This window comes from Pectobacterium sp. S5 (genome assembly GCF_051707265.1).
Classification (GTDB): domain Bacteria; phylum Pseudomonadota; class Gammaproteobacteria; order Enterobacterales; family Enterobacteriaceae; genus Pectobacterium; species Pectobacterium polare.
The window spans coordinates 119,997-142,889 of record NZ_JAULSZ010000003.1; the positions used below are offsets into that span (position 1 = coordinate 119,997).

The 22,893-nt window shown below is 52.0% G+C and carries 20 protein-coding genes and 1 other annotated feature; of the genes, 14 read left to right on the forward strand and 6 right to left on the reverse strand.

Annotation, left to right across the window (positions count from 1 at the left end; all coding sequences use genetic code 11):
- Nucleotides 1-209 precede the first annotated feature (209 nt).
- Both sltY and trpR read left to right on the forward strand, forming a co-directional pair.
- Nucleotides 210-2,144 carry a murein transglycosylase gene (gene sltY / locus QWJ20_RS13015; RefSeq protein WP_433992704.1) on the forward strand — a complete coding sequence of 645 codons (1,935 nt, stop codon included), beginning with the start codon at nucleotides 210-212 and terminating at the stop codon, nucleotides 2,142-2,144.
- Between the two features lie 72 nt (nucleotides 2,145-2,216).
- Nucleotides 2,217-2,564 (forward strand): trp operon repressor, encoded by a 348-nt coding sequence (trpR, locus tag QWJ20_RS13020; protein WP_039487173.1) that lies wholly within the window; start codon nucleotides 2,217-2,219, stop codon nucleotides 2,562-2,564.
- A gap of 3 nt (nucleotides 2,565-2,567) precedes the next feature.
- Here the strand turns inward: trpR and yjjX are convergent, their stop codons facing one another.
- Complete coding sequence (yjjX, locus tag QWJ20_RS13025; RefSeq protein ID WP_039487172.1) at nucleotides 2,568-3,107, reverse strand: inosine/xanthosine triphosphatase; 540 nt, start codon at nucleotides 3,105-3,107, stop codon at nucleotides 2,568-2,570.
- A 50-nt stretch (nucleotides 3,108-3,157) separates the two neighbouring features.
- On the opposite strand from yjjX, the gene gpmB reads away from it, so the two are divergent.
- Nucleotides 3,158-3,808: a 2,3-diphosphoglycerate-dependent phosphoglycerate mutase GpmB gene (gene gpmB, locus QWJ20_RS13030; protein WP_095700672.1), complete on the forward strand. Its 651-nt coding sequence runs from the start codon at nucleotides 3,158-3,160 to the stop codon at nucleotides 3,806-3,808.
- Here the strand turns inward: gpmB and robA are convergent.
- A complete protein-coding gene (gene robA / locus QWJ20_RS13035) occupies nucleotides 3,797-4,684 on the reverse strand; it encodes an MDR efflux pump AcrAB transcriptional activator RobA (RefSeq protein ID WP_095992938.1) in 888 nt (295 codons plus the stop codon). The genes gpmB and robA overlap by 12 nt on opposite strands.
- A gap of 205 nt (nucleotides 4,685-4,889) precedes the next feature.
- On the opposite strand from robA, the gene creA reads away from it, so the two are divergent.
- Complete coding sequence (gene creA / locus QWJ20_RS13040) at nucleotides 4,890-5,372, forward strand: protein CreA (RefSeq protein ID WP_039487165.1); 483 nt, start codon at nucleotides 4,890-4,892, stop codon at nucleotides 5,370-5,372.
- 54 nt (nucleotides 5,373-5,426) lie between these two features.
- On the opposite strand, the gene arcA is transcribed toward creA, so the two are convergent.
- Nucleotides 5,427-6,143, reverse strand: a complete 717-nt coding sequence (gene arcA, locus QWJ20_RS13045; protein ID WP_010300511.1) for a two-component system response regulator ArcA — start codon at nucleotides 6,141-6,143, stop codon at nucleotides 5,427-5,429.
- Nucleotides 6,144-6,894: 751 nt separating this feature from the next.
- Between arcA and QWJ20_RS13050 the strand changes: the two genes are divergently transcribed.
- From QWJ20_RS13050 to thrC, 5 genes are all read left to right on the forward strand, one after another.
- Complete coding sequence (locus QWJ20_RS13050; protein ID WP_433992705.1) at nucleotides 6,895-7,581, forward strand: tRNA/rRNA methyltransferase; 687 nt, start codon at nucleotides 6,895-6,897, stop codon at nucleotides 7,579-7,581.
- A 211-nt stretch (nucleotides 7,582-7,792) separates the two neighbouring features.
- Nucleotides 7,793-7,861 carry a thr operon leader peptide gene (gene thrL, locus QWJ20_RS13055; protein ID WP_014916714.1) on the forward strand — a complete coding sequence of 23 codons (69 nt, stop codon included), beginning with the start codon at nucleotides 7,793-7,795 and terminating at the stop codon, nucleotides 7,859-7,861.
- Nucleotides 7,800-7,915: a sequence feature (Thr leader region), on the forward strand. Its footprint overlaps the gene before it by 62 nt.
- A 91-nt stretch (nucleotides 7,916-8,006) precedes the next feature.
- Nucleotides 8,007-10,466: a bifunctional aspartate kinase/homoserine dehydrogenase I gene (gene thrA / locus QWJ20_RS13060; protein ID WP_039545789.1), complete on the forward strand. Its 2,460-nt coding sequence runs from the start codon at nucleotides 8,007-8,009 to the stop codon at nucleotides 10,464-10,466.
- Nucleotides 10,467-10,468: 2 nt separating this feature from the next.
- On the forward strand, nucleotides 10,469-11,398 hold the full coding sequence (gene thrB / locus QWJ20_RS13065; RefSeq protein WP_095992935.1) for a homoserine kinase: 930 nt from the start codon (nucleotides 10,469-10,471) through the stop codon (nucleotides 11,396-11,398).
- A gap of 3 nt (nucleotides 11,399-11,401) precedes the next feature.
- Nucleotides 11,402-12,691 carry a threonine synthase gene (gene thrC, locus QWJ20_RS13070; RefSeq protein WP_249682385.1) on the forward strand — a complete coding sequence of 430 codons (1,290 nt, stop codon included), beginning with the start codon at nucleotides 11,402-11,404 and terminating at the stop codon, nucleotides 12,689-12,691.
- Nucleotides 12,692-12,902: 211 nt separating this feature from the next.
- On the opposite strand, the gene yaaA is transcribed toward thrC, so the two are convergent.
- Entirely contained in the window at nucleotides 12,903-13,676 is a 774-nt protein-coding gene (gene yaaA / locus QWJ20_RS13075; RefSeq protein WP_095700667.1) for a peroxide stress protein YaaA, read from the reverse strand.
- A 314-nt stretch (nucleotides 13,677-13,990) separates the two neighbouring features.
- Here yaaA and tal point away from each other — a divergent pair, with 314 nt between their 5' ends.
- Entirely contained in the window at nucleotides 13,991-14,944 is a 954-nt protein-coding gene (gene tal / locus QWJ20_RS13080) for a transaldolase (protein ID WP_433992706.1), read from the forward strand.
- 76 nt (nucleotides 14,945-15,020) lie between these two features.
- Here the strand turns inward: tal and QWJ20_RS13085 are convergent, their stop codons facing one another.
- The gene (locus QWJ20_RS13085) at nucleotides 15,021-16,109 is read right to left on the reverse strand and encodes a GGDEF domain-containing protein (protein WP_095700665.1); all 1,089 of its coding nucleotides are present in this window, start codon (nucleotides 16,107-16,109) and stop codon (nucleotides 15,021-15,023) included.
- A 387-nt stretch (nucleotides 16,110-16,496) separates the two neighbouring features.
- Here QWJ20_RS13085 and mog point away from each other — a divergent pair, with 387 nt between their 5' ends.
- Together mog and QWJ20_RS13095 are read left to right on the forward strand one after the other, a co-directional pair.
- On the forward strand, nucleotides 16,497-17,084 hold the full coding sequence (gene mog, locus QWJ20_RS13090; RefSeq protein WP_095700664.1) for a molybdopterin adenylyltransferase: 588 nt from the start codon (nucleotides 16,497-16,499) through the stop codon (nucleotides 17,082-17,084).
- A 122-nt stretch (nucleotides 17,085-17,206) separates the two neighbouring features.
- Nucleotides 17,207-18,544, forward strand: a complete 1,338-nt coding sequence (locus tag QWJ20_RS13095; protein ID WP_433992707.1) for an MFS transporter — start codon at nucleotides 17,207-17,209, stop codon at nucleotides 18,542-18,544.
- Nucleotides 18,545-18,647: 103 nt separating this feature from the next.
- Here QWJ20_RS13095 and satP read toward each other — a convergent pair whose 3' ends face one another.
- Entirely contained in the window at nucleotides 18,648-19,223 is a 576-nt protein-coding gene (gene satP, locus QWJ20_RS13100) for an acetate uptake transporter (RefSeq protein WP_039487144.1), read from the reverse strand.
- 483 nt (nucleotides 19,224-19,706) lie between these two features.
- Between satP and dnaK the strand changes: the two genes are divergently transcribed.
- Nucleotides 19,707-21,614 carry a molecular chaperone DnaK gene (gene dnaK, locus QWJ20_RS13105; RefSeq protein ID WP_095700662.1) on the forward strand — a complete coding sequence of 636 codons (1,908 nt, stop codon included), beginning with the start codon at nucleotides 19,707-19,709 and terminating at the stop codon, nucleotides 21,612-21,614.
- 108 nt (nucleotides 21,615-21,722) lie between these two features.
- Nucleotides 21,723-22,859 (forward strand): molecular chaperone DnaJ, encoded by a 1,137-nt coding sequence (dnaJ, locus tag QWJ20_RS13110; RefSeq protein ID WP_095700661.1) that lies wholly within the window; start codon nucleotides 21,723-21,725, stop codon nucleotides 22,857-22,859.
- Nucleotides 22,860-22,893 lie beyond the last annotated feature (34 nt).

Here is a 22,893-nt window from a genome sequence, read left to right on the forward strand (position 1 = left end):
TGTGCCACACTGGATCTGCCCGATTATCCGTCATACTTCAAGTTGCTTGTGCGTTGGCTGCCCTTACTCACCCCAGTCACTTACCTGAGTAAGCTCCTGGGGATTCATGCGGTTGCCGCCTTCACGCAACTCGAATTATTTTGGGTATAGGATAGGGGGATCGATACGATGAAGGATGCCGATAGCAAGTTCGATAACGGATGAGGTTAATGCAGGTGATAAAAGCGGGTCATTGGTGGTACGCCGTTTCGGCGATATGTCTGGCTGGGTTTTCCGGCCATGTGCTGGCGGATTCTCTGGACGAACAGCGTCAGCGCTATCAGCAGGTTAAGCAAGCATGGGACAGCAACCAGATGGACACGGTCGCGCAGCTGATGCCAACGCTGCGCAGTTACCCACTTTATCCTTATCTTGAATACCGTTCGCTCACGCAGGATCTGAGTCAGGTCAGCGCGACGCAGATAAAACAGTTTATGGCAACGCACCCGACGCTGCCGCCCGCCCGCAACCTGACTACCAGCTTTGTGAATGAACTGGCGCGTCGTCAGGATTGGATCGGGCTGCTGGCATTTAGCCCCCAGCCACCGAAGCCAGTCAGCGCCCGCTGTAACTTTTATTACGCCCAGTGGGCAACCGGTCAGCGTCAGGGCGTATGGGAAGCCACGCGTGATATCTGGCTGACCGGGCGCTCGCTTCCTACCGTGTGCGATAAACTCTTCTCCGTCTGGCAGCAGGCCGGCGAGCAGACGCCGCTAACAACGCTGGAACGCGCGCGTCTGGCGATGGACGAAGGTAGCGGCAGTCTGGTGAGCTATCTCATCAAGCAGCTACCCGACGATTATAAAACGATGGGCGATGCGCTGCTGAAACTCCAGAACGATCCTAATTCGCTGGAGAGTTTCGCTCGGACCGTTGGACCAACAGATTTCACCCGTAAAGTCACGCTGTCGGCCTTTACGCGCACGGCGCGTCAGGATGCCGATAATGCCCGTTCGATGCTGCCAGTCATTGCCCGTTTGCAGAAAATGAGTGCGGCAGAGCATCAGGAGATGGAAGAAACGATTGCCTGGCGTTTGATGGGCAACGATGCCACGCCAGAGCAGGCGCAGTGGCGGGATGGCGTGGTGCGGCAGAGCACGTCGACCACGTTGCTGGAACGCCGCGTGCGTATGGCGCTGGGGGCAGGCGATCGTCAGGGGCTAACAAGCTGGATGGCGCGTTTACCGGCGGATGCGTTACAGAAAGACGAATGGCGCTACTGGCGTGCGGCAGCATTGTTGGACCAAGGCAAACGGCAGGAAGGCGAGACGCTATTACGCAGCCTGATGCAGGAACGTGGGTTCTATCCGATGGCAGCGGCACAGAAACTGAATGAGCGCTATCCGATTACTATCATGACGGCGGTGAAGCCGGATCCTTCTTTGTCTCAGTTACCGGAAATCACTCGCGTGCGGGAGTTGATGTTCTGGCAAATGGATAATCTGGCGCGTAGCGAATGGGTTGGGCTGGTGGCGAATCGCAGCAAACCGCAGCAGGAAGCACTGGCTCGCTATGCGTTTGAACAGCGCTGGGCGGATTTGAGCGTACAGGCGACGATTGTCGCGAAGCTGTGGGATCATCTGGAAGAGCGTTTCCCGCTGGCCTGGAACGATGAATTCCGCCGTGAAACGCAGGGGAAAGGCATTAGTCAGAGCTATGCGATGGCGATTGCTCGTCAGGAAAGCGCCTGGAACCCGAAAGCACGTTCCCCGGTTGGTGCATCGGGCCTGATGCAGTTGATGCCCGCGACGGCGCAGCATACGGCCAAAATGAGCAATATCACGTTCTATACGAACAGCAGCCAGTTGTTCGATCCCGAAACTAATATCTTGTTAGGGACGAGCTATCTGGAGTACGTGTACCAGACATTTGGCCGTAACCGCATTCTGTCTTCCGCGGCTTATAATGCCGGACCATCGCGTGTGAATACCTGGCTGAGAAACAGCGCCGGGCGTATCGATCCCGTTGCGTTTATCGAAAGTATTCCGTTTTCGGAAACTCGAGGTTACGTGAAAAATGTGCTGGCGTATGACGTCTTCTATCGCTATTTCCTGAACCAGCCAGCCAGTGTGCTGACGGATGCGGAATGGCAGCGGCGTTATTGAGACGTGGCGTTGCGCTCGTTGCCTGAAATTGTGTTATGCTGCCGTACTAGTTAAATAGTATGGCAGCCCGTTATGACTCCGTTATCGCTGATCGACCCGGCACTTTCTGAACAAGACAATGAGCACTGGTTACGCTTTGTCGCGCTATTGCAGCAGTCTATTGCGGAAGATCTTCAATTGCCGCTGCTCCAACTCCTGCTAACGCCGGATGAGCGTACTGCGTTAGGAACGCGGGTGCGAATTATACAGGAGCTAATGCGGGGTGAAATGAGCCAGCGTGAGCTGAAAAGCGAGTTAGGTGCGGGCATTGCGACGATTACACGCGGTTCAAACAGTTTGAAAGCCGCGCCCCCCGCGTTAAAAAGCTGGCTGGAAGCGCAGTTGCTGTCGACAGATAAACCGTTGGGTGACAACGCGTAACGGTTACTGTGTCGTTGTCTGAACGGGAATCTGGTAGATCGGGTTATGGAACGGCACCAGTGCCAGCAGCAATGCCTGATGATACACGCTAGTGCGTGATAATTTGCCGTCGGTGAAGACGCCGATGGCACCACCTTTATGCTTGATATTCTGAACGCCCGTCAAACGTTCCATTTCATCGCCTAATTCCCGCCCTTCACGGATACCATGTAATATACTTTCTGGAAGAACCAGGCTTGCGGAACGTGATTCGCCGCGCAGGTGAGCATTTTCGATCACCATCCAGGCGAACGTCATGCTTTCTTCAATGCCTGCTTCGACACCGACCCAAAAATCGGCTTCTGGACGCACCTGGCGCGCCATCATGACGCGGTTTCTTGCGCCCGTACGGGTTTCGAGAGAGCCAAGAGGCTGGCGCGGGACGCCACTGTCGACGTCAACGCCTTCGATGCGGCAGTTTTCTGCACCAAAGACATCGGTGAATGCCAGAGTAATAGCCTTAATCTTTGCCGGGTTGGTAGTTGCAGCAACAACGTGATACATAACAGTTTCGTACCTTTAGTTAATTTGACGCAGTATAACGGAAAATAACCATGTTACAGGTATATCTTGTTCGCCACGGCGAAACGGAATGGAATGTGGCTCGACGTATTCAAGGTCAATCGGACAGTGCGCTGACGCCAAGAGGTGAGCAACAGGCACAGCAAGTTGCTGAAAGAATCAGGACGTTAGGGATTACGCATATTTTTACCAGCGATCTCGGAAGAACGCGTCAGACGACAGAAATCATCGCTAAATCTTGTGGTGATTGCCAGATAATCCTGGAGCCCGGGTTACGTGAGTTGAACATGGGCGTCTTAGAAGCCCGCGATTTGGATTCGCTGACCGCCGAGGAAGAAAAGTGGCGTAAAGGGCTGGTGGATGGCACACCTGATGGCCGTATCCCGGAAGGCGAATCGATGGTTGATGTGGCATTGCGCATGCATGGTGTTCTGGAACGTTGTCTGGCGTTGCCAGCGGGAAGTCGTCCTTTGCTGGTTAGCCATGGTATGGCGCTGGGGTGCTTGCTGAGTACGGTTCTGGGGTTACCCGCATCGGCTGAACGGCGACTGCGCCTGCGTAACTGTTCCCTGTCGCGCATTGATTATCAGCAAAGCCCGTGGCTGGCACCGGGATGGGTAGTGGAAACGGCCGGAGATATTTCGCATTTGGATATTCCGGCACTGGATGAATTACAGCGCTGAGAGCGGCTCGGTATGCTGGATAGGGATAAAATACTCGCAGCGGATGATTGCGGGTATTTCCCCGTCTGCATCACGACTAGGGTGAAAACGCTCGGCGTCGAACCCTTTACGGCGCGTGAGCTGGAAGGTCGGCAGGCAGGTGTCATACAGGCTGATAATAAAATCCTGTAGCTCGTCTGTCGGTCCTTCAAAAACAAACATCGCATAGTCGCCGCCCGGTAGCGTGATGGGCTCGCCAGTGTGGATATCATCGGGCAGATACTGTGGCTCCAGCGCGGTGGTGTAGAGCACTGCGTGCTCGTCGTCTTTCTCTTTACTCGGCTGTGAATGATGTAGCCCGTAAAGTACTGGTGGGACGCAGCGGGTTTCTCCTAAAAACTGACGCCAATAGTGGACGCGAATTTCCGTACGGAAGTTACAAATCTGCTCCAAGCGACAGGTATAGGTTTGCGTTAAGCCAATAAGCTGCGTTTCTGGCAAGGTGACAAACTGTGGCTGTGGCAGGGTAAATGCACCAAGCCGGATCGGCGGACGAATGCCGAAAGTATTCCAATTATCGGAACGACGATAAGACGCTGGCGTTTGGGCAAACTGCTTTTTAAACGCACGGGTAAACGTCTGTTGTGAATCGAAACGGTATTGCAGGGCAATATCAAGGATAGGGCGACTGGTCAGGCAGAGTGCAACCGCCGCTTTGGTCAATCTCCGCGCTCGGATATATGAACCAATGGCATGGCCCGTCACATCTTTGAACATTCTTTGCAGATGCCACTTGGAATAACCCGCTTTCGCCGCCACATTATCGAGTGATAGCGGCTGGTCGAGATGGCTTTCCAGCCAGTTAAGCAAGTCACGTATGATACCGGCTTGATCCATAATCTTCCTCATCAAACACATTGAGCGCGAGCGTATTGAGATCCCGCATCATAGCAATATTTTCACTTTGGTACTGCCGAAGATTTTTGAAAATGTTCCGCAGGTAATTTGGATAAGGAGGGAGATTATAGCGGTTTATTTTGCTCATCCCCTTTTTAATTGTGGTTATTAACCGTTTGTTATGAATTGTCACAGGACCTGAAATATGAACATAAAGCGCATCGTGGGAGCGGGTCTGCTATTGCTATCTACCGCCGGCGTTGTCAGTGCGGAAGAAGTTGGATCTGTCGATACGGTCTTTAAGCTACTGGGGCCGGATCATAAGATCGTAGTGGAAGCGTTTGACGATCCGGATGTACCAAACGTGACCTGCTACATTAGCCGAGCCAAAACAGGCGGAATCAAGGGCGGGTTAGGGCTAGCGGAGGACACGGCGGACGCCGCAATTTCCTGTCAGCAGGTTGGGACGATTACGCTGTCCGATAAAATCAAAAACGGTGGCGATCGTGGCTCCGTGGTATTCCAGAAAAGAACATCGCTGGTTTTCAAGAAGTTGCAGGTCGTGCGGTTTTACGATCAAAAGCGTAACTCGCTGATCTATCTCGCTTACTCTGATCGCTTAGTCGATGGTTCGCCGAAGAATGCGTTAAGTGCGGTGCCGGTTATGCCGTGGGGAAAGACTGAGTAACGTGCAGTAAGAAGGGAAAACAGCCGGAACAGAAGCCTGTTCCGGCTGAGGGAATTAATTTTCCAGATCGCCGCAGAAGCGGTAGCCTTCGCCGTGGATCGTCGCGATGATTTCTGGCGTATCAGCTGTCGATTCAAAGTGCTTGCGGATACGACGGATGGTGACGTCAACGGTACGGTCATGCGGCTTAAGCTCGCGACCCGTCATTTTCTTCAGCAATTCCGCACGGGATTGAATCTTGCCCGGGTTTTCGCAGAAGTGCAGCATGGCGCGGAATTCACTGCGCGGCAGCTTGTATTGTTCGCCAGCCGGGCTAATCAGAGAACGGCTATTGATGTCCAGTTCCCAGCCGTTGAAACGATAGCTTTCCACCAGACGACGCTCTTCAGTGCCGCTGCCCAGATTCATGGTACGTGACAGCAGGTTACGGGCGCGGATCGTCAATTCACGTGGGTTGAACGGTTTGGTGATGTAGTCATCCGCACCGATTTCCAGACCGAGGATCTTATCGACTTCATTGTCGCGGCCAGTGAGGAACATCAAGGCAACGGTGGCTTGCTCGCGCAATTCACGTGCCAGCAACAGGCCGTTCTTTCCTGGCAGGTTGATGTCCATGATCACCAGATTGATGTCATTCTCAGACAAAATGTGGTGCATTTCTGCGCCATCAGTGGCTTCGTGAACAACGTATCCTTCCGCCTCAAAAATGCTTTTGAGGGTATTACGAGTTACTAGCTCGTCTTCAACAATAAGAATGTGCGGCGTCTGCATGTTTGCTACCTAAAATTGCCAACTTAAATTATAGAAATCGGAAGTACAGAAGTCGCTGTCATACCCTGCTGGCCCGCTGGCTACAACGCCAGTTATTCCGGGTATTTCCCTGGAGCTTACCGAGGTAAACTACGCTCTCGCTCAACGTCAGACTCAAGTACGTAAATGCGTTACTGGTGTTCATTCTCTACCCGCTTAGAGGTACTGCTAGCGGGTGAGCGTGGCGCTAATTTAACTGCGCTCAAAGTGGCGCACAGTTTAACCTTATTAACAGCAACATAACAGTAAGCACAGATTTTGCCTGCTGATAAATCTACGGTTCTGTTGACATATATCAAATTTCATTTTAGCACGTTAACTATTTTGTGATAAACACTTATAGGATTGCCAGTTTACGTCACAATTTAGCACTTTTTATGAACGATTTAGCATAGCAAATGCCAATAATCATAATTGGCGCTACACAGTCGCTGGTAGTTTTATAACTTATTGAAATAAAATAATTTACCTTATTTTTATTAGGGTTTTATCTTCCCGCCCACTTTTTGGACTCACCGATGTTTCCGACCGAAGGCCGTGTTGATGCCGGAAATGTTGTTGGTTTATTGTTAAGTTTTCACCGCGATACTCAACAAATTGCCGTTATCAATAAATCGTCGTCATCAATAAATTGTTATCGATTACAGGGCCGCGTTGTTTGGCGAGCAGATAAACTATTGCCAAAACGCATGTAACCCATACTGAGGAGTCTATGCAGTTTCATATTATTTTGGTTGAGCCCGCTCGGGCTGAAAATGTAGGGGCGGCAGCCCGTGCGATGAAAACGATGGGGTTCAGCAGCTTGCGTATTGTCGATAGCACGGTACATCAAGAGCCCGCCGCCCGCTGGGTGGCGCATGGTTCAGGCGATATTCTGGATAACGTGCAGGTGTTTTCCACGCTGGCTGAAGCACTGGCAGATGTTGATTTTACGGTCGCGACCACCGCGCGCAGCCGGGCTAAGTATCGCTATTACTGCACGCCAGCGGAACTGACTGGTGTATTGCAGGAGAAGGTTCAATGGATGGCGTCTGCGGCGCTGGTGTTTGGTCGGGAAGATGTTGGCCTGACGAATGAAGAACTCGAACTGGCGGATGTGCTGACTGGTGTGCCGATGAAAGCGGATTATCCCTCGCTGAACCTTGGTCAGGCGGTGATGGTGTATTGTTACCAACTGGCTGAACTCATGCAGGTCAAACCGGAAGCAACGCAGCCAGCAGTGGTGGGGCAACTGTCGGCGCTGCGCGATCGTATGGATCGGCTACTGGTTAATCTGGCGGTTGAGGACGATGAAAAACTGCGGGACTGGCTGCATCAGCGGCTGGGTCGTTTAGAGCAACGCGATACGGCGATGCTCCATCGCTTGCTACACGACATTGAAAAAAGATTGCCGAAATAAGATAGCAGAGATGGCTTTTTTGGCAGTCGAACATCTTGAGTCACGTATTTTGACAACGGTTTGTCCGGCTTATTTCTGTTTAGGCAGTGGGTTGAGCGGCAGGGCTTTTTCCTTTGGCGAGAAGAAAAAAAAGAAATCCGTTGACTTCAAAGGGCGATTGGCCTAACTAATAGGGCAGATAACTCTACTTCTAATGAGATTCAATTTTAGCATGCGCACTATCAGCCTAATCACCACGATTATTACCATCACCGATACAACCAGTAACGGTGCGGGCTGACGCATATAAAGATTCCAGAAAAAGCCCGCACCGAACAGTGCGGGCTTTTTTTTTATGGCAGGTTATCCAATAACGCCGTCTGTAAGCGGCATACAAAAAACGCTTCCGGCGTTTGGTTGGCAGAAATTCAGGAGAACAGATAAAAATGCGAGTGTTGAAATTTGGCGGGACTTCAGTAGCGAATGCGGAGCGTTTTGCACGCGTTGCCGACATTATCGAGAACAACGCGCGCCAGGGACAGGTGGCTACCGTATTGTCCGCTCCGGCGAAAATTACCAACCATCTGGTTGCCATGATTGAGAAAACCGTCGCCGGACAAGATATCCTGCCTCATTTAAATGACGCCGAAACGATCTTTTCTTCGCTGCTGCAAGGCCTTGCCGCGTCTCAACCCGGCTTTGACCATGCCCGCCTGAAGGCATTTGTGGATCAGGAATTCGCACAGCTGAAACACGTCCTGCACGGCATCGCGCTGCTGGGCCAGTGCCCTGACAGTGTGAACGCTGCGATCATCTGCCGAGGGGAAAAACTGTCTATCGCCATCATGGAAGCGGTCTTTCAGGCGCGCGGCTATGGGGTCTCCGTTATCAACCCGGTCGAGAAGCTGTTGGCGCAGGGACACTATCTTGAATCCACCGTAGATATCACGGAATCGACTCGCCGCATTGCTGAAAGCGCCATCCCGAAAGATCATGTGATCCTGATGGCGGGCTTTACTGCCGGTAATGACAAAGGTGAACTGGTTGTGCTGGGCCGCAACGGCTCTGACTATTCTGCTGCGGTGCTGGCTGCGTGTTTGCGTGCTGACTGTTGTGAGATCTGGACCGATGTGGACGGCGTTTATACCTGCGATCCGCGTCAGGTGCCGGACGCTCGATTATTGAAATCGATGTCCTATCAGGAGGCGATGGAGCTGTCCTATTTCGGCGCCAAAGTCCTCCACCCTCGCACCATCGCACCTATCGCCCAGTTCCAAATTCCCTGTCTCATCAAAAACACCGAAAATCCTCAGGCTCCTGGCACGCTCATCGGCATGGACAGCACGGATACCCAGTATCCGGTGAAAGGCATTACCAACCTGAACAACATGGCGATGATTAACGTATCCGGCCCCGGTATGAAAGGCATGGTCGGCATGGCAGCGCGCGTGTTTGCCGCGATGTCACGCGCGGGTATCTCTGTTGTTCTGATTACGCAGTCATCCTCCGAATACAGCATCAGCTTCTGCGTCTCGCAAAACGAGCTGGCGCGCGCCAGAAAAACGCTGGAAGACGAATTCTATCTGGAACTGAAAGAAGGCGTGTTAGAGCCGCTGGATGTGATGGAGCGTCTGGCCATCATCTCTGTGGTGGGCGATGGCATGCGCACGCTGCGCGGCCTGTCTGCTCGTCTGTTCTCGGCATTGGCGACGGCAAATATCAATATCGTGGCTATCGCGCAGGGCTCGTCCGAGCGCTCTATCTCTGTCGTGGTGAACAATGATGTCGCCACCACTGGCGTACGCGTTGCCCACCAGATGCTGTTTAACACCGATCAGGTGATCGACGTATTTGTTATCGGCGTCGGCGGCGTGGGTGGCGCACTGCTGGATCAGATCCACCGTCAGCAGCCGTGGCTGAAAGACAAGCATATCGACCTGCGCGTGTGTGGGATCGCTAACTCCAAAGCGATGCTGACCAATATTAACGGCATCTCGATGGAAAACTGGCATGAAGAGCTGGGTAAAGCCCGCGAGCCGTTTAATCTGGGCCGTCTGATCCGTTTGGTTAAAGAATACCATCTGCTGAACCCGGTGATCGTGGACTGTACGTCGAATCAGGCTGTGGCCGATCAGTACGTGGATTTCCTGGCCGATGGTTTCCATGTCGTGACGCCGAACAAGAAAGCCAACACGGGGTCGATGAACTATTATCACCAGTTGCGCAGTGCCGCAGCGAAATCCCGTCGTCGTTTCCTGTATGACACCAACGTTGGTGCCGGTCTGCCAGTGATTGAGAACCTGCAAAATCTGCTGAACGCAGGTGATGAGCTGATTCGCTTTACCGGTATTCTCTCTGGCTCGCTGTCCTTTATTTTCGGTAAACTCGATGAAGGCATGTCGCTGTCGGAAGCGACCACGCAGGCGAAAGAAAAAGGCTATACCGAACCCGATCCGCGCGACGATCTGTCCGGTATGGATGTGGCGCGTAAGCTGCTGATTCTGGCGCGTGAAGCGGGTTATCAACTGGAGCTGGGCGATATTGAAGTGGAATCCGTTCTGCCTGCCAGCTTTGATGCTTCCGGCGATGTCGCCAGCTTTATGCAGCGCCTGCCAACGGCAGACGATGAGTTTGCCAGCCGTGTTGCACAAGCGCGTGATGAAGGTAAAGTGTTGCGCTATGTCGGCGTGATTGAAGAAGGCCGCTGTAAGGTCAAGATCAGTGCGGTTGGCGGCAACGATCCGCTGTTTAAAGTCAAAGATGGCGAGAATGCGCTGGCATTCTACAGCCGTTATTATCAGCCACTGCCGCTTGTGTTGCGCGGTTATGGCGCGGGTAACGATGTTACCGCTGCTGGTGTGTTCGCAGATCTGCTGCGCACCTTGTCATGGAAGTTGGGAGCATAATTATGGTTAAGGTGTATGCACCTGCATCAATCGGTAACGTCAGCGTCGGGTTTGATGTGCTGGGTGCGGCCGTCTCGCCGGTAGACGGCTCATTGCTGGGGGATTGCGTCTCTGTCGAAGCCGCCGATCTGTTTAGCCTGCGTAGTGAAGGGCGCTTTGTTAGCAAGCTGCCCGACAACCCGAAAGAAAACATTGTGTATCAATGTTGGGAACTGTTCTGTCAGGAAATTGGCAAAACCGTGCCAGTGGCGATGACGCTCGAAAAGAACATGCCGATTGGTTCCGGGCTCGGTTCCAGCGCCTGTTCTGTCGTCGCTGGGCTGATGGCGATGAACGAATTTTGCGGTAAGCCGCTGGATGATACTCGTCTGCTGAAACTGATGGGTGAGCTGGAAGGGCGCATTTCCGGCAGCGTTCACTACGATAACGTGGCTCCGTGTTTCCTCGGTGGCGTCCAACTGATGCTGGAAGAGAACGGCATCATCAGCCAGCCTGTGCCGTCATTCGATGATTGGCTGTGGGTCATGGCGTATCCGGGGATTAAAGTCTCCACTGCTGAAGCGCGCGCGATTCTGCCTGCGCAATATCGTCGTCAGGATTGCATCAGCCACGGCCGTTATCTGGCCGGCTTTATCCACGCTTGCCATACTGGGCAGGCTGAGCTGGCGGCGAAACTGATGAAGGATGTCATCGCAGAACCTTATCGGACGAAACTGCTGCCCGGCTTTGCTGCCGCTCGCCAGGCTGCTGAAGATATCGGGGCGCTGGCCTGCGGTATTTCCGGCTCTGGCCCGACGTTATTCTCCATCTGCAACGACATGGCAAGCGCACAGCGTCTGGCCGACTGGCTGCGGGATAACTATTTGCAGAACGATGAAGGTTTTGTTCATATTTGCCGTCTTGATACGACTGGCGCACGAAAACTGGGATAACGCATGAAACTGTACAACCTTAAAGATCATAACGAGCAGGTCAGTTTTGCTCAGGCTATCAAGCAAGGGCTGGGTAGCCAACAGGGGCTGTTCTTCCCGCTGGAACTGCCGGAATTTGAGCGCACTGAAATTGACGCCCTGCTGGATCTGGATTTTGTCACCCGCAGCAGCCGTATTCTGTCTGCGTATATTGGCGACGAGATCGCGGCTGAAACCGTGTTCGAGCGTGTGAAAGCCGCCTTTGCATTCCCGGCACCTATCGCGCCAGTTGCGGAAGATGTTGCTGCGTTGGAGCTGTTTCACGGTCCGACGCTGGCCTTTAAAGACTTCGGCGGCCGCTTTATGGCGCAAATGCTGACGGAAGTGTCTGGCGACGAAAAAATTACTATTCTGACGGCGACCTCTGGCGACACCGGTGCCGCTGTGGCGCACGCCTTTTACGGTCTGGAAAATGTCCGCGTCGTGATTTTGTATCCGCAGGGCAAGATCAGCCCGTTGCAGGAAAAACTGTTCTGTACGCTGGGTGGCAACATTCACACCATCGCTATCGATAGCGATTTCGATGCCTGTCAGGCGTTGGTGAAAAAGGCGTTTGATGATGAAGAACTGAAAAAGGCGATTGGCCTGAACTCAGCGAACTCCATCAACATCAGCCGTCTGCTGGCGCAAATTTGCTACTACTTTGAAGCTGTTGCACAGCTGCCGCAGGAAGCCCGTAACCAACTGGTCGTTTCTGTACCGAGTGGTAACTTCGGCGATCTGACCGCTGGCCTGCTGGCGAAATCACTGGGTCTGCCGATTAAGCGCTTCATCGCGGCGACTAACGCCAATGACACGGTACCGCGCTTCCTGATCAACGGAAAATGGGAACCGAATAAAACGGTGGCAACGTTATCCAACGCGATGGACGTAAGCCAGCCGAACAACTGGCCGCGTGTTGAAGAACTGTTCCGCCGTAAGAACTGGCAGTTGAAAACGCTGGGCTTTGGCGCGGTGAGCGATGAGACCACGAAAGAAACTATGCATGAGCTGGATGCGCTAGGTTATCTCTCAGAGCCGCATGCTGCGATTGCTTACCGTCTGCTGCGCGATCAGCTGCAAGCCGGTGAGTTCGGTCTGTTCCTGGGCACGGCGCACCCGGCGAAATTCAAGGAAAGCGTAGAAGAAATTCTGGGCAAAAAGCTGGATCTACCGGAAGCGCTGGCTGAGCGTGCCGATCTGGATCTGCTGTCGCACAACTTCCCGGATGATTTCGCGAAGCTGCGTGAGTTCCTGATGTCGCTGCCAGAATAAGATTGCCGACGAACCTATTTTGCTAAACGGAAGCGGTAGTAACGGAATAGAAGAGTAAAGCGTTTGCGCCATGGATGGCGCAAGCCGAGCGCACAGGGACGTGTTCACAGCGTCTTTACGATCTATCCGTTACTACCGCTCGACGACCTTTGTCAGCAATTTAGTCTTCTCTTCTTTACTGTTACTGTTACTGTTACTGTTACTGTTACTGTTACTGTTCGTGGCGCTTAAACACCAGCTCGTCAGCCGAAGATTCTGCTGCTTCGAAGCCGTAACCTTCCAGATTAAACGCTTTCAACTGCTCCGGTTGAGTCAGGCGGTTTTGAATAATGAAACGACTCATTAGGCCGCGCGCTTTCTTGGCGTAGAAACTGATTACCTTGAACTTACCGTTTTTCTCATCCAAAAAGACGGGTTTGATCAGGCGGGCATTGAGCTTTTTCGGTTTAACGGCTTTGAAATATTCGTCCGATGCCAGATTAACCAGCACATCGTCGCCTTGATCGTGCAACGCCTGATTCAGTTTTTCAGTAATGGTATCGCCCCAGAAACTGTAGAGATCTTTACCGGCTTTATTTTCCAGTTTGGTGCCCATTTCCAACCGATACGGCTGCATCAAATCCAGCGGGCGCAACACGCCATACAGACCTGACAGCATACGCAGATGCTGCTGGGCGAAATCGAAGTCATCCTCGCTGAAATCTTCTGCGGCCAATCCGGTATAGACGTCGCCCTTAAACGCCAGCAGCGCCTGACGCGCGTTCTCCGGCGTAAAATCCGGCTGCCAGTCGCTAAAGCGGCCTGCATTCAGGTCAGCCAGTTTATCGCTGATGCTCATCAACGAGGCGATCTGTGCTGGCGTCAGTTTTTTACACACATCAATCAACTGGCTGGAATAGTCCAAAAGTTCCGGCTGGGTATAACGCGTCGTTGCCAAAGGACTGGTGTAGTCGAGCGTTTTTGCGGGTGAAATAGTAATAAGCATGCGCCATGTCCTGTCGATCTGATTTCTGATGGGCCTACTATAGCAAGATCGTAGTAAGAAAACGGCGATAGCTATAATACGCCTCGTCTTTCACGCCCCAATCGCGTTCGGGAAGGGGAAAATATGGCGTCTTATCGGCGTGTAACCGCTGTTGCAGGGGCGAGTGGGAAAAGGCTGGCTTGCACGGGAAAGTGCGCGTGTTATTATCAGATTTCGGCGCAAAACAGACGGCCACCAGATTAGATAACAAGTCGATTCATATACGAGCTATTTTCATTCACGAGCACCACGTATAAACAACGAGACATGCCAACATGACGGATAAACTGACTTCCCTACGCCAACTGACCACGGTTGTAGCTGATACCGGCGATATTGCGGCAATGAAACTGTACAAGCCGCAAGATGCGACCACGAACCCTTCACTGATTCTGAACGCTGCGCAAATTCCTGAATACCGCAAGCTTATCGACGAGGCAATTGTCTGGGCGCGTGAGCAGAGCAGCGATCGCAAACAGCAGGTCGTGGATGCCACGGATAAACTGGCGGTCAATATCGGTCTCGAAATTTTAAAATTGATCCCAGGCCGCATCTCCACAGAAGTGGATGCGCGTTTGTCTTATGACACCGAAGCTAGCGTGGCGAAGGCAAAACACCTGATCAAGCTGTACAACGACGCAGGCATCAGCAACGAGCGTATCCTGATTAAACTGGCTTCCACCTGGCAGGGCATCCGCGCGGCGGAGCAGCTGGAAAAAGAAGGCATCAACTGTAACCTGACGCTGCTGTTCTCCTTTGCACAGGCGCGCGCTTGTGCTGAAGCGGGCGTGTTCCTGATTTCACCGTTTGTTGGCCGTATTCTTGACTGGTACAAAGCCAATGGCGATAAGAAAGAATTCGCGCCGCATGAAGATCCTGGCGTGGTTTCCGTTAGCGAAATCTATGACTACTACAAAGAGCACGGCTATGAAACCGTCGTGATGGGTGCGAGCTTCCGTAACGTTGGTGAGATTCTGGAACTGGCCGGTTGTGACCGTCTGACGATTGCACCTGCTCTACTGAAAGAGCTGTCAGAAAGCGAAGGCGAGATCGTCCGCAAGCTGTCTTACGTCGGTGAAGTGAAAGTCCGTCCGGCGAAAATGACGGAAGCGGAGTTCTACTGGCAGCACAACCAGGATCCAATGGCGATTGATAAGCTGGCCGATGGGATCCGTAAGTTTGCTATCGACCAGGAAAAACTGGAAAAGATGATTGCAGATTTACTGTAAGCATTCTGCTGATAAAAATAGCCGGGAATTCCGGCTATTTTTTTGTCTGTAGTATGGCGTTGTGGCGGGAATCGGGCTATTTCGCCGTCGCGTTACGGGTTTTCTTCGCGATATAAAGATTATCATCGGCGCGTTTCATCACTTCGATTAAGTCTTCTCCAGTGACTTCGTATTCAACCAACCCAATACTGACCGTTAGCCTGATTTTCCCGGCGGCTGTTTCACAAGGCGTGTTGCTCAGGCGCTCTCTTGCTTTATCCACGATGGTGTACGCATCATCTAATCCGATATTCGGTAAGACGATGGCGAATTCGTCGCCGCCAATACGACCAAAAATATCTTCGCGACGAAATGATTTTTTAAAGGTATCGGCAACAAATTTTAGGGCATCATCGCCGACGCTGTGGCCGAAGCTATCATTCACCTGCTTAAAGTAGTCGATGTCGATCAGAATGACGCTAACGGGACGCTTGGTCAGGTTAGCGATACTAAAGGCTTTATTGGTGGCCAGAAAAAACGCATCTCGCCGTAAATAGCCGGTGAGATCGTCATACCGCGCGATGATAGGTAATTCCACCAAATATTTTTTCGTTAGCAGCGACAGTAAGCTGCCTAAAACGGCGCAAAGCAGCACGCTGCCAGTAATAACGAGAAGTGAGGACCAGGATAACAGCGTTTGGATAAATGATGGCGGTGGGTTTTCTGACGTCGTTCTTATCCAGATACCCAGCAATTCATCGGTTGGCGACAGAATAGGGAAAATAATTGTCAGCGTGTTTTTACCTGCATAGTCCCCGATAGAGGGCAGTTTATTTTGGCAGGTGCGAATAACGGCCATATCGTTGAAGTTGAGATCGGAAGAGGAAAGCTTGTTTATGCATTCGCTACGCGAATCCCGCGTGTTAAAGGCAAATGTTCTGGTACGTGACAATAAATAAGTACCGGATTGCCGAATCATATCGCTTTCTGTTACTTCACCGCTGTTGGTGTAGGAACCGTAGGTTTTGATCGCGGTATCGAGATTTATCCGTTCTGTTTTCCAAGTCGACTTGTTGGCTTCATGCATAATAATGATGGTGAAGATAAAAGAAATCGCCCCGAACAGAAGAAAAGCGTATGTCGGATGGGCAAAAAGTTTAAGTATCTTATACTTAAGATCGTTCATGGCGACTTCCTTGATAGGGCTTTTTTACTTATTGTGATACTAAAGAAGTGCTTTAATTTTATCATATTATTTGATTTAACGTGATGTTCTGTCGTGGTGGATATCATCCTTTTCTCTTTAATCTATCGGCTTATTTCACCTGCTCTTAATAGGTAGGCGATCTTTTTTATTCGCCAGCTATTCTTAAATTTTAATTGCGTCACGTTATTATTAATTTAAGTTATCCTTTAATTTTTTTGAGACGCTATTTAATAATTATTATCAAATGTCATGCCGCACTCGCGTGAGATAACGAACATCGTGTGAATTTCCTCATGAGAGCTAATTGTTTGCTAAAAGTCGTCAATATCCTGATAAAATTGGTGTTTTGTTTAAACTGAGGTGCTTATGAACGTATTGCGTATTGGCTTGGTCTCTGTATCCGATCGCGCTTCCGGCGGGGTTTATCAGGATAAAGGCATCCCAGAACTGGAATCCTGGCTCCGCAGCGCTCTGACCACGCCTTTTGAAGTGGAAACCCGGCTGGTGCCGGATGAACAGCCGATGATTGAACAAACGCTGTGTGAACTGGTTGATGAACGCGGCTGTCATCTGGTGCTGACAACTGGAGGAACAGGGCCCGCACGTCGTGATGTCACGCCGGATGCCACGATGGCCGTTGCCGATCGAGAAATGCCGGGGTTTGGCGAACAAATGCGACAGATCAGCCTGCGCTTCGTTCCTACTGCGATTCTTTCCCGTCAGGTGGGCGTGCTGCGTAAACAGGCGCTGATTCTTAATCTTCCAGGACAACCCAAATCGATTAAGGAAACGTTGGAAGGCTTAAAAGATGCAGATGGCAAGGTGATTGTGGCCGGTATTTTTGCCAGCGTACCGTATTGTATCCAGCTGCTGGAAGGCCCTTATATTGAAACCAATGCGGATGTGGTAGCAGCTTTTCGCCCTAAAAATGCCGTGCGCGAAATAAAAGACTGAAGTTAGGCGATTTGAAACATAAGATTCAGCTTTGCTGGTGTATAAAAATTTTGCCGCTATAGTAATTTCTACTTTACACACTGCGGTGATGTTTTTCTCACTCTGGCAATGCACGGTAACTTATGACTCAGGATCAACACGCCCATCCTCGCCGATTGAACCGGCAGGACTATAAAACGCTGTCTCTGGCTGCGCTGGGTGGCGCGTTAGAGTTTTACGATTTTATTATTTTCGTCTTCTTTGCCGCCGTGATTGGCGAGCTCTTTTTCCCACCAGATATTCCTGAATGGCTGCGGCAGGTACAGACGTTCGGTATTTTCGCCGCAGGCTATCTGGCCCGCCCGCTTGGGGGCATCATCATGGCCCACTTTGGCGACAAGAGCGGACGTAAGAAAATGTTCAGCCTGAGCATATTGCTGATGGCGTTACCGACGCTGGCAATGGGCTTGCTGCCAACTTATGAAGCCATTGGCATTGCGGCACCGCTTTTACTGCTGTTAATGCGCGTGCTGCAAGGTGCAGCAATCGGTGGGGAAGTCCCCGGCGCATGGGTCTTCGTTGCGGAGCATGTACCTCGCGCCCGTATTGGGTTTGCCTGCGGTACGCTGACTGCCGGCTTGACGATGGGAATTCTGTTGGGTTCGTTGATCGCGACGTTGCTGAACACGGTGCTCACGCCAGAGCAGATGTCGGGCGGCGGCTGGCGTCTGCCGTTCTTTATTGGCGGGGTATTCGGTCTTGTCGCTATGTATCTGCGCCGTTGGTTGCAGGAAACCCCCATTTTTATGGAAATGCGTGAGCAGAAAAAGCTGGCGGAAGAGCTGCCGCTGAAATCTGTCGTCTTAAATCATAAACGTGCGGTTGTGGTTTCCATGCTGCTGACCTGGCTGCTGTCTGCGTGCATAGTCGTCGTGATTCTGATGGCACCGACCTACCTGCAAAAAGTCCACGGCATTCCTGCTGCGCTGGCATTGCAGGCGAACTGTCTGGCAACGATTGCGCTGATGGTTGGCTGCGTCGGCGCGGGGTTACTCGTTGACCGCTTCGGTGCCAGCAAGCTGTTTATTGTGGGTAGCCTGTCGCTGGCTGCCTGTAGCTGGTTCTTTTATAGCTCGGCAGCAAGCAGTACGACGTTGCTCTTTGTCAGCTATGCGATTGTGGGGCTCAGCGTTGGCGTGGTGGGCGGCGTGCCTTATGTCATGGTGCGGGCGTTCCCAGCGGCGGTGCGCTTCTCTGGGATTTCTTTTTCCTACAACGTTTCCTACGCTATTTTCGGTGGCCTGACGCCCGTCTTCGTGACGCTGATTATGAAGGCGACGCCGATGGCACCGGCCTTCTACGTCCTGACGCTGGCTGCCGTGGGATTGCTGTTGGGTATTTATTTGCAACGCGATCTGGATGCGGAATCGCGTGCTTCTGCCGATAGCGACGCGCGCGATCGTTCGCCCGTCGAAGTTTAAGCACGCTGTTATCAGAAAATAGCACGTCATCAAAAACAAACGAGCCCTGTCAATCTGACAGGGCTCGTTAGCATGTAACGCAGTACTTGTATTACGTCAGAACTTAGTGAGACGCGCCACGAGCACCAATTGGCAGTACGGTGCGGCCAAACTTCTCGTTCAGCACTTCAGCCATTGCCAGATAAATTGCGCTAGCGCCACAGATGATGCCTTCGTAACCCGCGAAGGTCAGCAGAGCGTGGTTGCCAGTAAAGTTGCCTACGGCCAGCAGCGCAAACAGCACGGTCAGGCTGCCGAAGACAAATTGCAGAGCGCGGTTGGTGCCGAATGTACCGAAGAACATAAACAGCGTGAAGACGCCCCACAGGCCAAGGAACACGCCAAGGAACTGAGCGTCACTGGCTTCCGCCAGACCCATTTTTGGCAGCATGAGAATGGCAACCAGCGTCAGCCAGAATGCGCCATAAGACGTAAATGCGGTCACGCCAAACGTATTCCCTTTTTTATATTCCAGCAGGCCAGCCAGAATCTGGGCGATGCCGCCGTAGAAAATACCCATGCTGAGAATGATGGAAGAAAGTGGGAAAAAGCCTGCGTTGTGCAGGTTCAACAGAATAGTGGTCATCCCGAAGCCCATCAGTCCTAATGGACCAGGATTTGCCAACGTGTTCGTGCTCATAAATCCTCTGCAATAACAGATTATTAATAGTCCCTTCGCGTCGGGCGCGGCATTAAGGTTAGCGAGTGCGCCAATCACGTTGGGATAGGTGTCGTTTAGGTGTTATTGCCCGCCATTATGTAGGGAAATGTCCCCATTTCTGTGGCGAGCGCGGCATCATATCGGGCGTTTGGAACGGACACAACATGGGGAAGGCAGAATAGTTTGATCGTACGAGGGATAAAGGTCATTTTTTTTCATCTTCCCCCCTTGATGATAGAAATGTTGGCCCCATCTTATTTCCAACCGAAACAGTTTGACCTGCCGCAAAGGCGTGTGTCGGGCCGTTACATCGGTGGTTAGCATGAAAATGAAACGTGTGCTGCTGATGAAAAACGAGGGTGTGTCGTTGGAAAACGAGAAATCTTGTTGAAAAATGACATTTCGCCCGCACAGTAGGTTTAACCACCACACCGAATATGACTTTTTAGTGGAGATGTTTAGATGGGTAAGATTATTGGTATCGACCTGGGTACAACCAACTCTTGTGTCGCGATTATTGACGGTACTCAGGTAAAAGTACTGGAAAATAGCGAAGGCGATCGCACCACGCCTTCAATCATTGCTTATACGCAAGATGGTGAAACTCTGGTTGGCCAACCGGCTAAACGTCAGGCAGTGACCAACCCGAAAAATACACTGTTTGCTATCAAGCGCCTGATTGGCCGTCGTTTCAAAGACGAAGAAGTTCAGCGCGATGCCAACATCATGCCGTACAAAATTATCGCGGCAGATAATGGCGATGCATGGCTGGAAGTGAAAGATCAGAAAATGGCTCCGCCGCAGATTTCAGCTGAAGTGCTGAAAAAAATGAAGAAAACGGCGGAAGACTATCTGGGTGAGACCATCACCGAAGCGGTTATCACCGTACCGGCTTACTTCAACGATGCGCAGCGTCAGGCAACCAAAGATGCTGGCCGTATCGCGGGTCTGGAAGTCAAACGTATCATCAACGAACCAACCGCGGCAGCGCTGGCGTACGGTTTGGATAAAGAAGTCGGTAACCGCACTATTGCCGTTTACGACCTGGGCGGCGGTACGTTCGATATTTCCATCATCGAAATTGACGAAGTTGATGGCGAAAAAACCTTTGAAGTTCTGGCGACCAACGGTGACACCCACCTGGGTGGCGAAGACTTCGATAGCCGCATGATCAACTATCTGGTTGACGAATTTAAGAAAGAGCAAGGTTTCGACCTGCGCAACGATCCACTGGCCATGCAGCGTCTGAAAGAAGCCGCAGAAAAAGCCAAGATCGAACTGTCTTCTGCACAGCAGACCGACGTTAACCTGCCGTACATCACGGCGGACGCTACTGGTCCTAAGCACCTGAACATCAAAGTGACTCGTGCGAAACTGGAATCACTGGTAGAAGAGCTGGTAAACCGTTCTCTGGAACCGCTGAAAGTGGCGTTGCAGGATGCTGGCCTGTCCGTTTCTGAAATTCAGGACGTGATTCTGGTTGGTGGTCAGACGCGTATGCCTCTGGTTCAGAAGAAAGTTGCTGACTTCTTCGGTAAAGAGCCACGTAAAGACGTGAACCCAGACGAAGCCGTTGCTATCGGTGCTGCGGTTCAGGGCGGTGTCTTGTCGGGTGACGTGAAAGACGTTCTGCTGCTGGACGTAAGCCCGCTGTCTCTGGGTATCGAAACCATGGGCGGCGTGATGACTCCGCTGATCGCCAAAAACACGACGATCCCGACTAAACACAGTCAGGTATTCTCGACGGCGGAAGACAACCAGTCTGCGGTAACGATCCATGTTCTGCAGGGTGAGCGTAAGCGTGCGCATGACAACAAATCTCTGGGTCAGTTTAACCTAGATGGTATTCAAGCTGCGCCGCGCGGTATGCCACAGATCGAAGTGACTTTTGACATCGATGCCGACGGTATCCTGCACGTTTCCGCGAAAGACAAAAACAGCGGCCGCGAGCAGAAAATCACTATCAAGGCATCTTCTGGTTTGAACGAAGAAGAAATCCAGAAAATGGTACGTGATGCAGAAGCGAATGCGGAATCTGACCGTAAGTTTGAAGAGCTGGTTCAGGCTCGTAACCAGGGCGATCACCTGCTGCACAGCACGCGTAAGCAGCTGGAAGAAGTGGGCGACAAACTGGCCGCTGATGATAAAACTGCGATTGACGATGCACTGAAAGCGCTGGAAAGCGCGCTGAAAGGCGAAGACAAAGCAGAAATCGAAGCGAAAATTCAGGCGCTAGTTCAGGTTTCTGGCAAGCTGCTGGAAGCGTCTCAGCCACAGCCAGGTGCTGAAGGTGCCGCTGATGATGCCTCTGCTCGTCGCGACGACGATGTCGTTGATGCTGAGTTTGAAGAAGTCAAAGATAAAAAGTAATCGCCCTTGAGCGGGCGCAGTAGCTGTCACAAAGCTATTGCTGGCAATCAGCACGGGCGTCGAGGAAACTCTGCGCCCGTGCATGCATGTTGAGGGGCAGGAAAAGAAATGGCGAAGCAAGATTATTACGAAAGCCTGGGCGTTGCTAAAAACGCAGATGAGCGCGAAATAAAGAAAGCGTACAAGCGTCTGGCGATGAAGTACCACCCGGACCGTAATCCTGGTGATAACGAGGCAGAAGCCAAGTTCAAAGAGATCAAAGAAGCCTACGAAATCCTTATCGATTCGCAAAAACGCGCAGCCTACGATCAGTACGGTCACGCGGCGTTTGAGCAAGGTGGTATGGGCGGAGGCGGCGGTGGCTTTGGCGGCGGCGGTGCCGATTTTGGTGATATTTTTGGCGACGTGTTCGGAGACATTTTTGGCGGCGGTCGCCGTCAGCGCGCGAGCCGTGGATCCGATTTACGCTACAACATGGAGTTGACGCTGGAAGAAGCGGTACGTGGCGTCACCAAAGAGATCCGTATTCCCGCACTCGAAGAGTGTGATGTGTGCCACGGTAACGGCGCGAAGCCGGGTAGCTCCCCGATCACCTGTCCGACCTGTCATGGTAATGGTCAGGTTCAGATGCGTCAGGGCTTCTTTACCGTGCAGCAGGCGTGTCCACACTGTCATGGTCGCGGCAAGATCATTAAAGATCCGTGCATCAAATGCCACGGTCATGGTCGCGTAGAGAAGAGCAAAACGCTGTCGGTGAAAATTCCGGCTGGCGTGGACACGGGCGACCGTATCCGTTTGTCTGGTGAAGGCGAAGCGGGCGAGCATGGCGCACCGTCAGGTGATTTGTACGTTCAGGTGCAGGTTAAAGCGCACCCGATCTTCCAGCGTGAAGAAAACAATCTGTACTGCGAAGTGCCGATCAATTTTGCGATGGCAGCATTAGGCGGCGAGATTGAAGTCCCGACGTTGGATGGCCGCGTGAAGCTAAAAGTGCCTGCGGAAACGCAAACCGGGAAACTGTTCCGTATGCGTGGCAAAGGCGTGAAATCGGTACGTGGCGGTGCGCAGGGCGATCTGCTGTGCCGTGTGGTTGTAGAAACGCCGGTTAACCTGAATGAGCGTCAAAGACAACTGCTGCAAGAGCTTGATGAGAGCTTTGGTGGACCGTCAGGCGAGAGAAATAGCCCACGCTCGAAAAACTTTTTCGATGGCGTGAAGAAATTTTTCGATGATTTAACCCGTTAATGATTTGTCGTTAACGCGTGATAAGAAACCGGTG

Excerpts from the sequence above, each read along its gene's own strand:
- trpR (WP_039487173.1), top strand. The coding sequence starts at position 2,217 with ATGACTCCGTTATCGCTGATCGACCCGGCACTTTCTGAACAAGACAAT.
- thrA (WP_039545789.1), top strand. The coding sequence starts at position 8,007 with ATGCGAGTGTTGAAATTTGGCGGGACTTCAGTAGCGAATGCGGAGCGT.
- gpmB (WP_095700672.1), top strand. The coding sequence starts at position 3,158 with ATGTTACAGGTATATCTTGTTCGCCACGGCGAAACGGAATGGAATGTG.
- mog (WP_095700664.1), top strand. The coding sequence starts at position 16,497 with ATGAACGTATTGCGTATTGGCTTGGTCTCTGTATCCGATCGCGCTTCC.
- QWJ20_RS13050 (WP_433992705.1), top strand. The coding sequence starts at position 6,895 with ATGCAGTTTCATATTATTTTGGTTGAGCCCGCTCGGGCTGAAAATGTA.
- yjjX (WP_039487172.1), bottom strand. The coding sequence starts at position 3,107 with ATGTATCACGTTGTTGCTGCAACTACCAACCCGGCAAAGATTAAGGCT.
- robA (WP_095992938.1), bottom strand. The coding sequence starts at position 4,684 with ATGGATCAAGCCGGTATCATACGTGACTTGCTTAACTGGCTGGAAAGC.
- satP (WP_039487144.1), bottom strand. The coding sequence starts at position 19,223 with ATGAGCACGAACACGTTGGCAAATCCTGGTCCATTAGGACTGATGGGC.
- sltY (WP_433992704.1), top strand. The coding sequence starts at position 210 with ATGCAGGTGATAAAAGCGGGTCATTGGTGGTACGCCGTTTCGGCGATA.
- yaaA (WP_095700667.1), bottom strand. The coding sequence starts at position 13,676 with ATGCTTATTACTATTTCACCCGCAAAAACGCTCGACTACACCAGTCCT.
- dnaJ (WP_095700661.1), top strand. The coding sequence starts at position 21,723 with ATGGCGAAGCAAGATTATTACGAAAGCCTGGGCGTTGCTAAAAACGCA.
- tal (WP_433992706.1), top strand. The coding sequence starts at position 13,991 with ATGACGGATAAACTGACTTCCCTACGCCAACTGACCACGGTTGTAGCT.
- arcA (WP_010300511.1), bottom strand. The coding sequence starts at position 6,143 with ATGCAGACGCCGCACATTCTTATTGTTGAAGACGAGCTAGTAACTCGT.
- thrB (WP_095992935.1), top strand. The coding sequence starts at position 10,469 with ATGGTTAAGGTGTATGCACCTGCATCAATCGGTAACGTCAGCGTCGGG.
- creA (WP_039487165.1), top strand. The coding sequence starts at position 4,890 with ATGAACATAAAGCGCATCGTGGGAGCGGGTCTGCTATTGCTATCTACC.
- thrC (WP_249682385.1), top strand. The coding sequence starts at position 11,402 with ATGAAACTGTACAACCTTAAAGATCATAACGAGCAGGTCAGTTTTGCT.
- QWJ20_RS13095 (WP_433992707.1), top strand. The coding sequence starts at position 17,207 with ATGACTCAGGATCAACACGCCCATCCTCGCCGATTGAACCGGCAGGAC.
- QWJ20_RS13085 (WP_095700665.1), bottom strand. The coding sequence starts at position 16,109 with ATGAACGATCTTAAGTATAAGATACTTAAACTTTTTGCCCATCCGACA.
- dnaK (WP_095700662.1), top strand. The coding sequence starts at position 19,707 with ATGGGTAAGATTATTGGTATCGACCTGGGTACAACCAACTCTTGTGTC.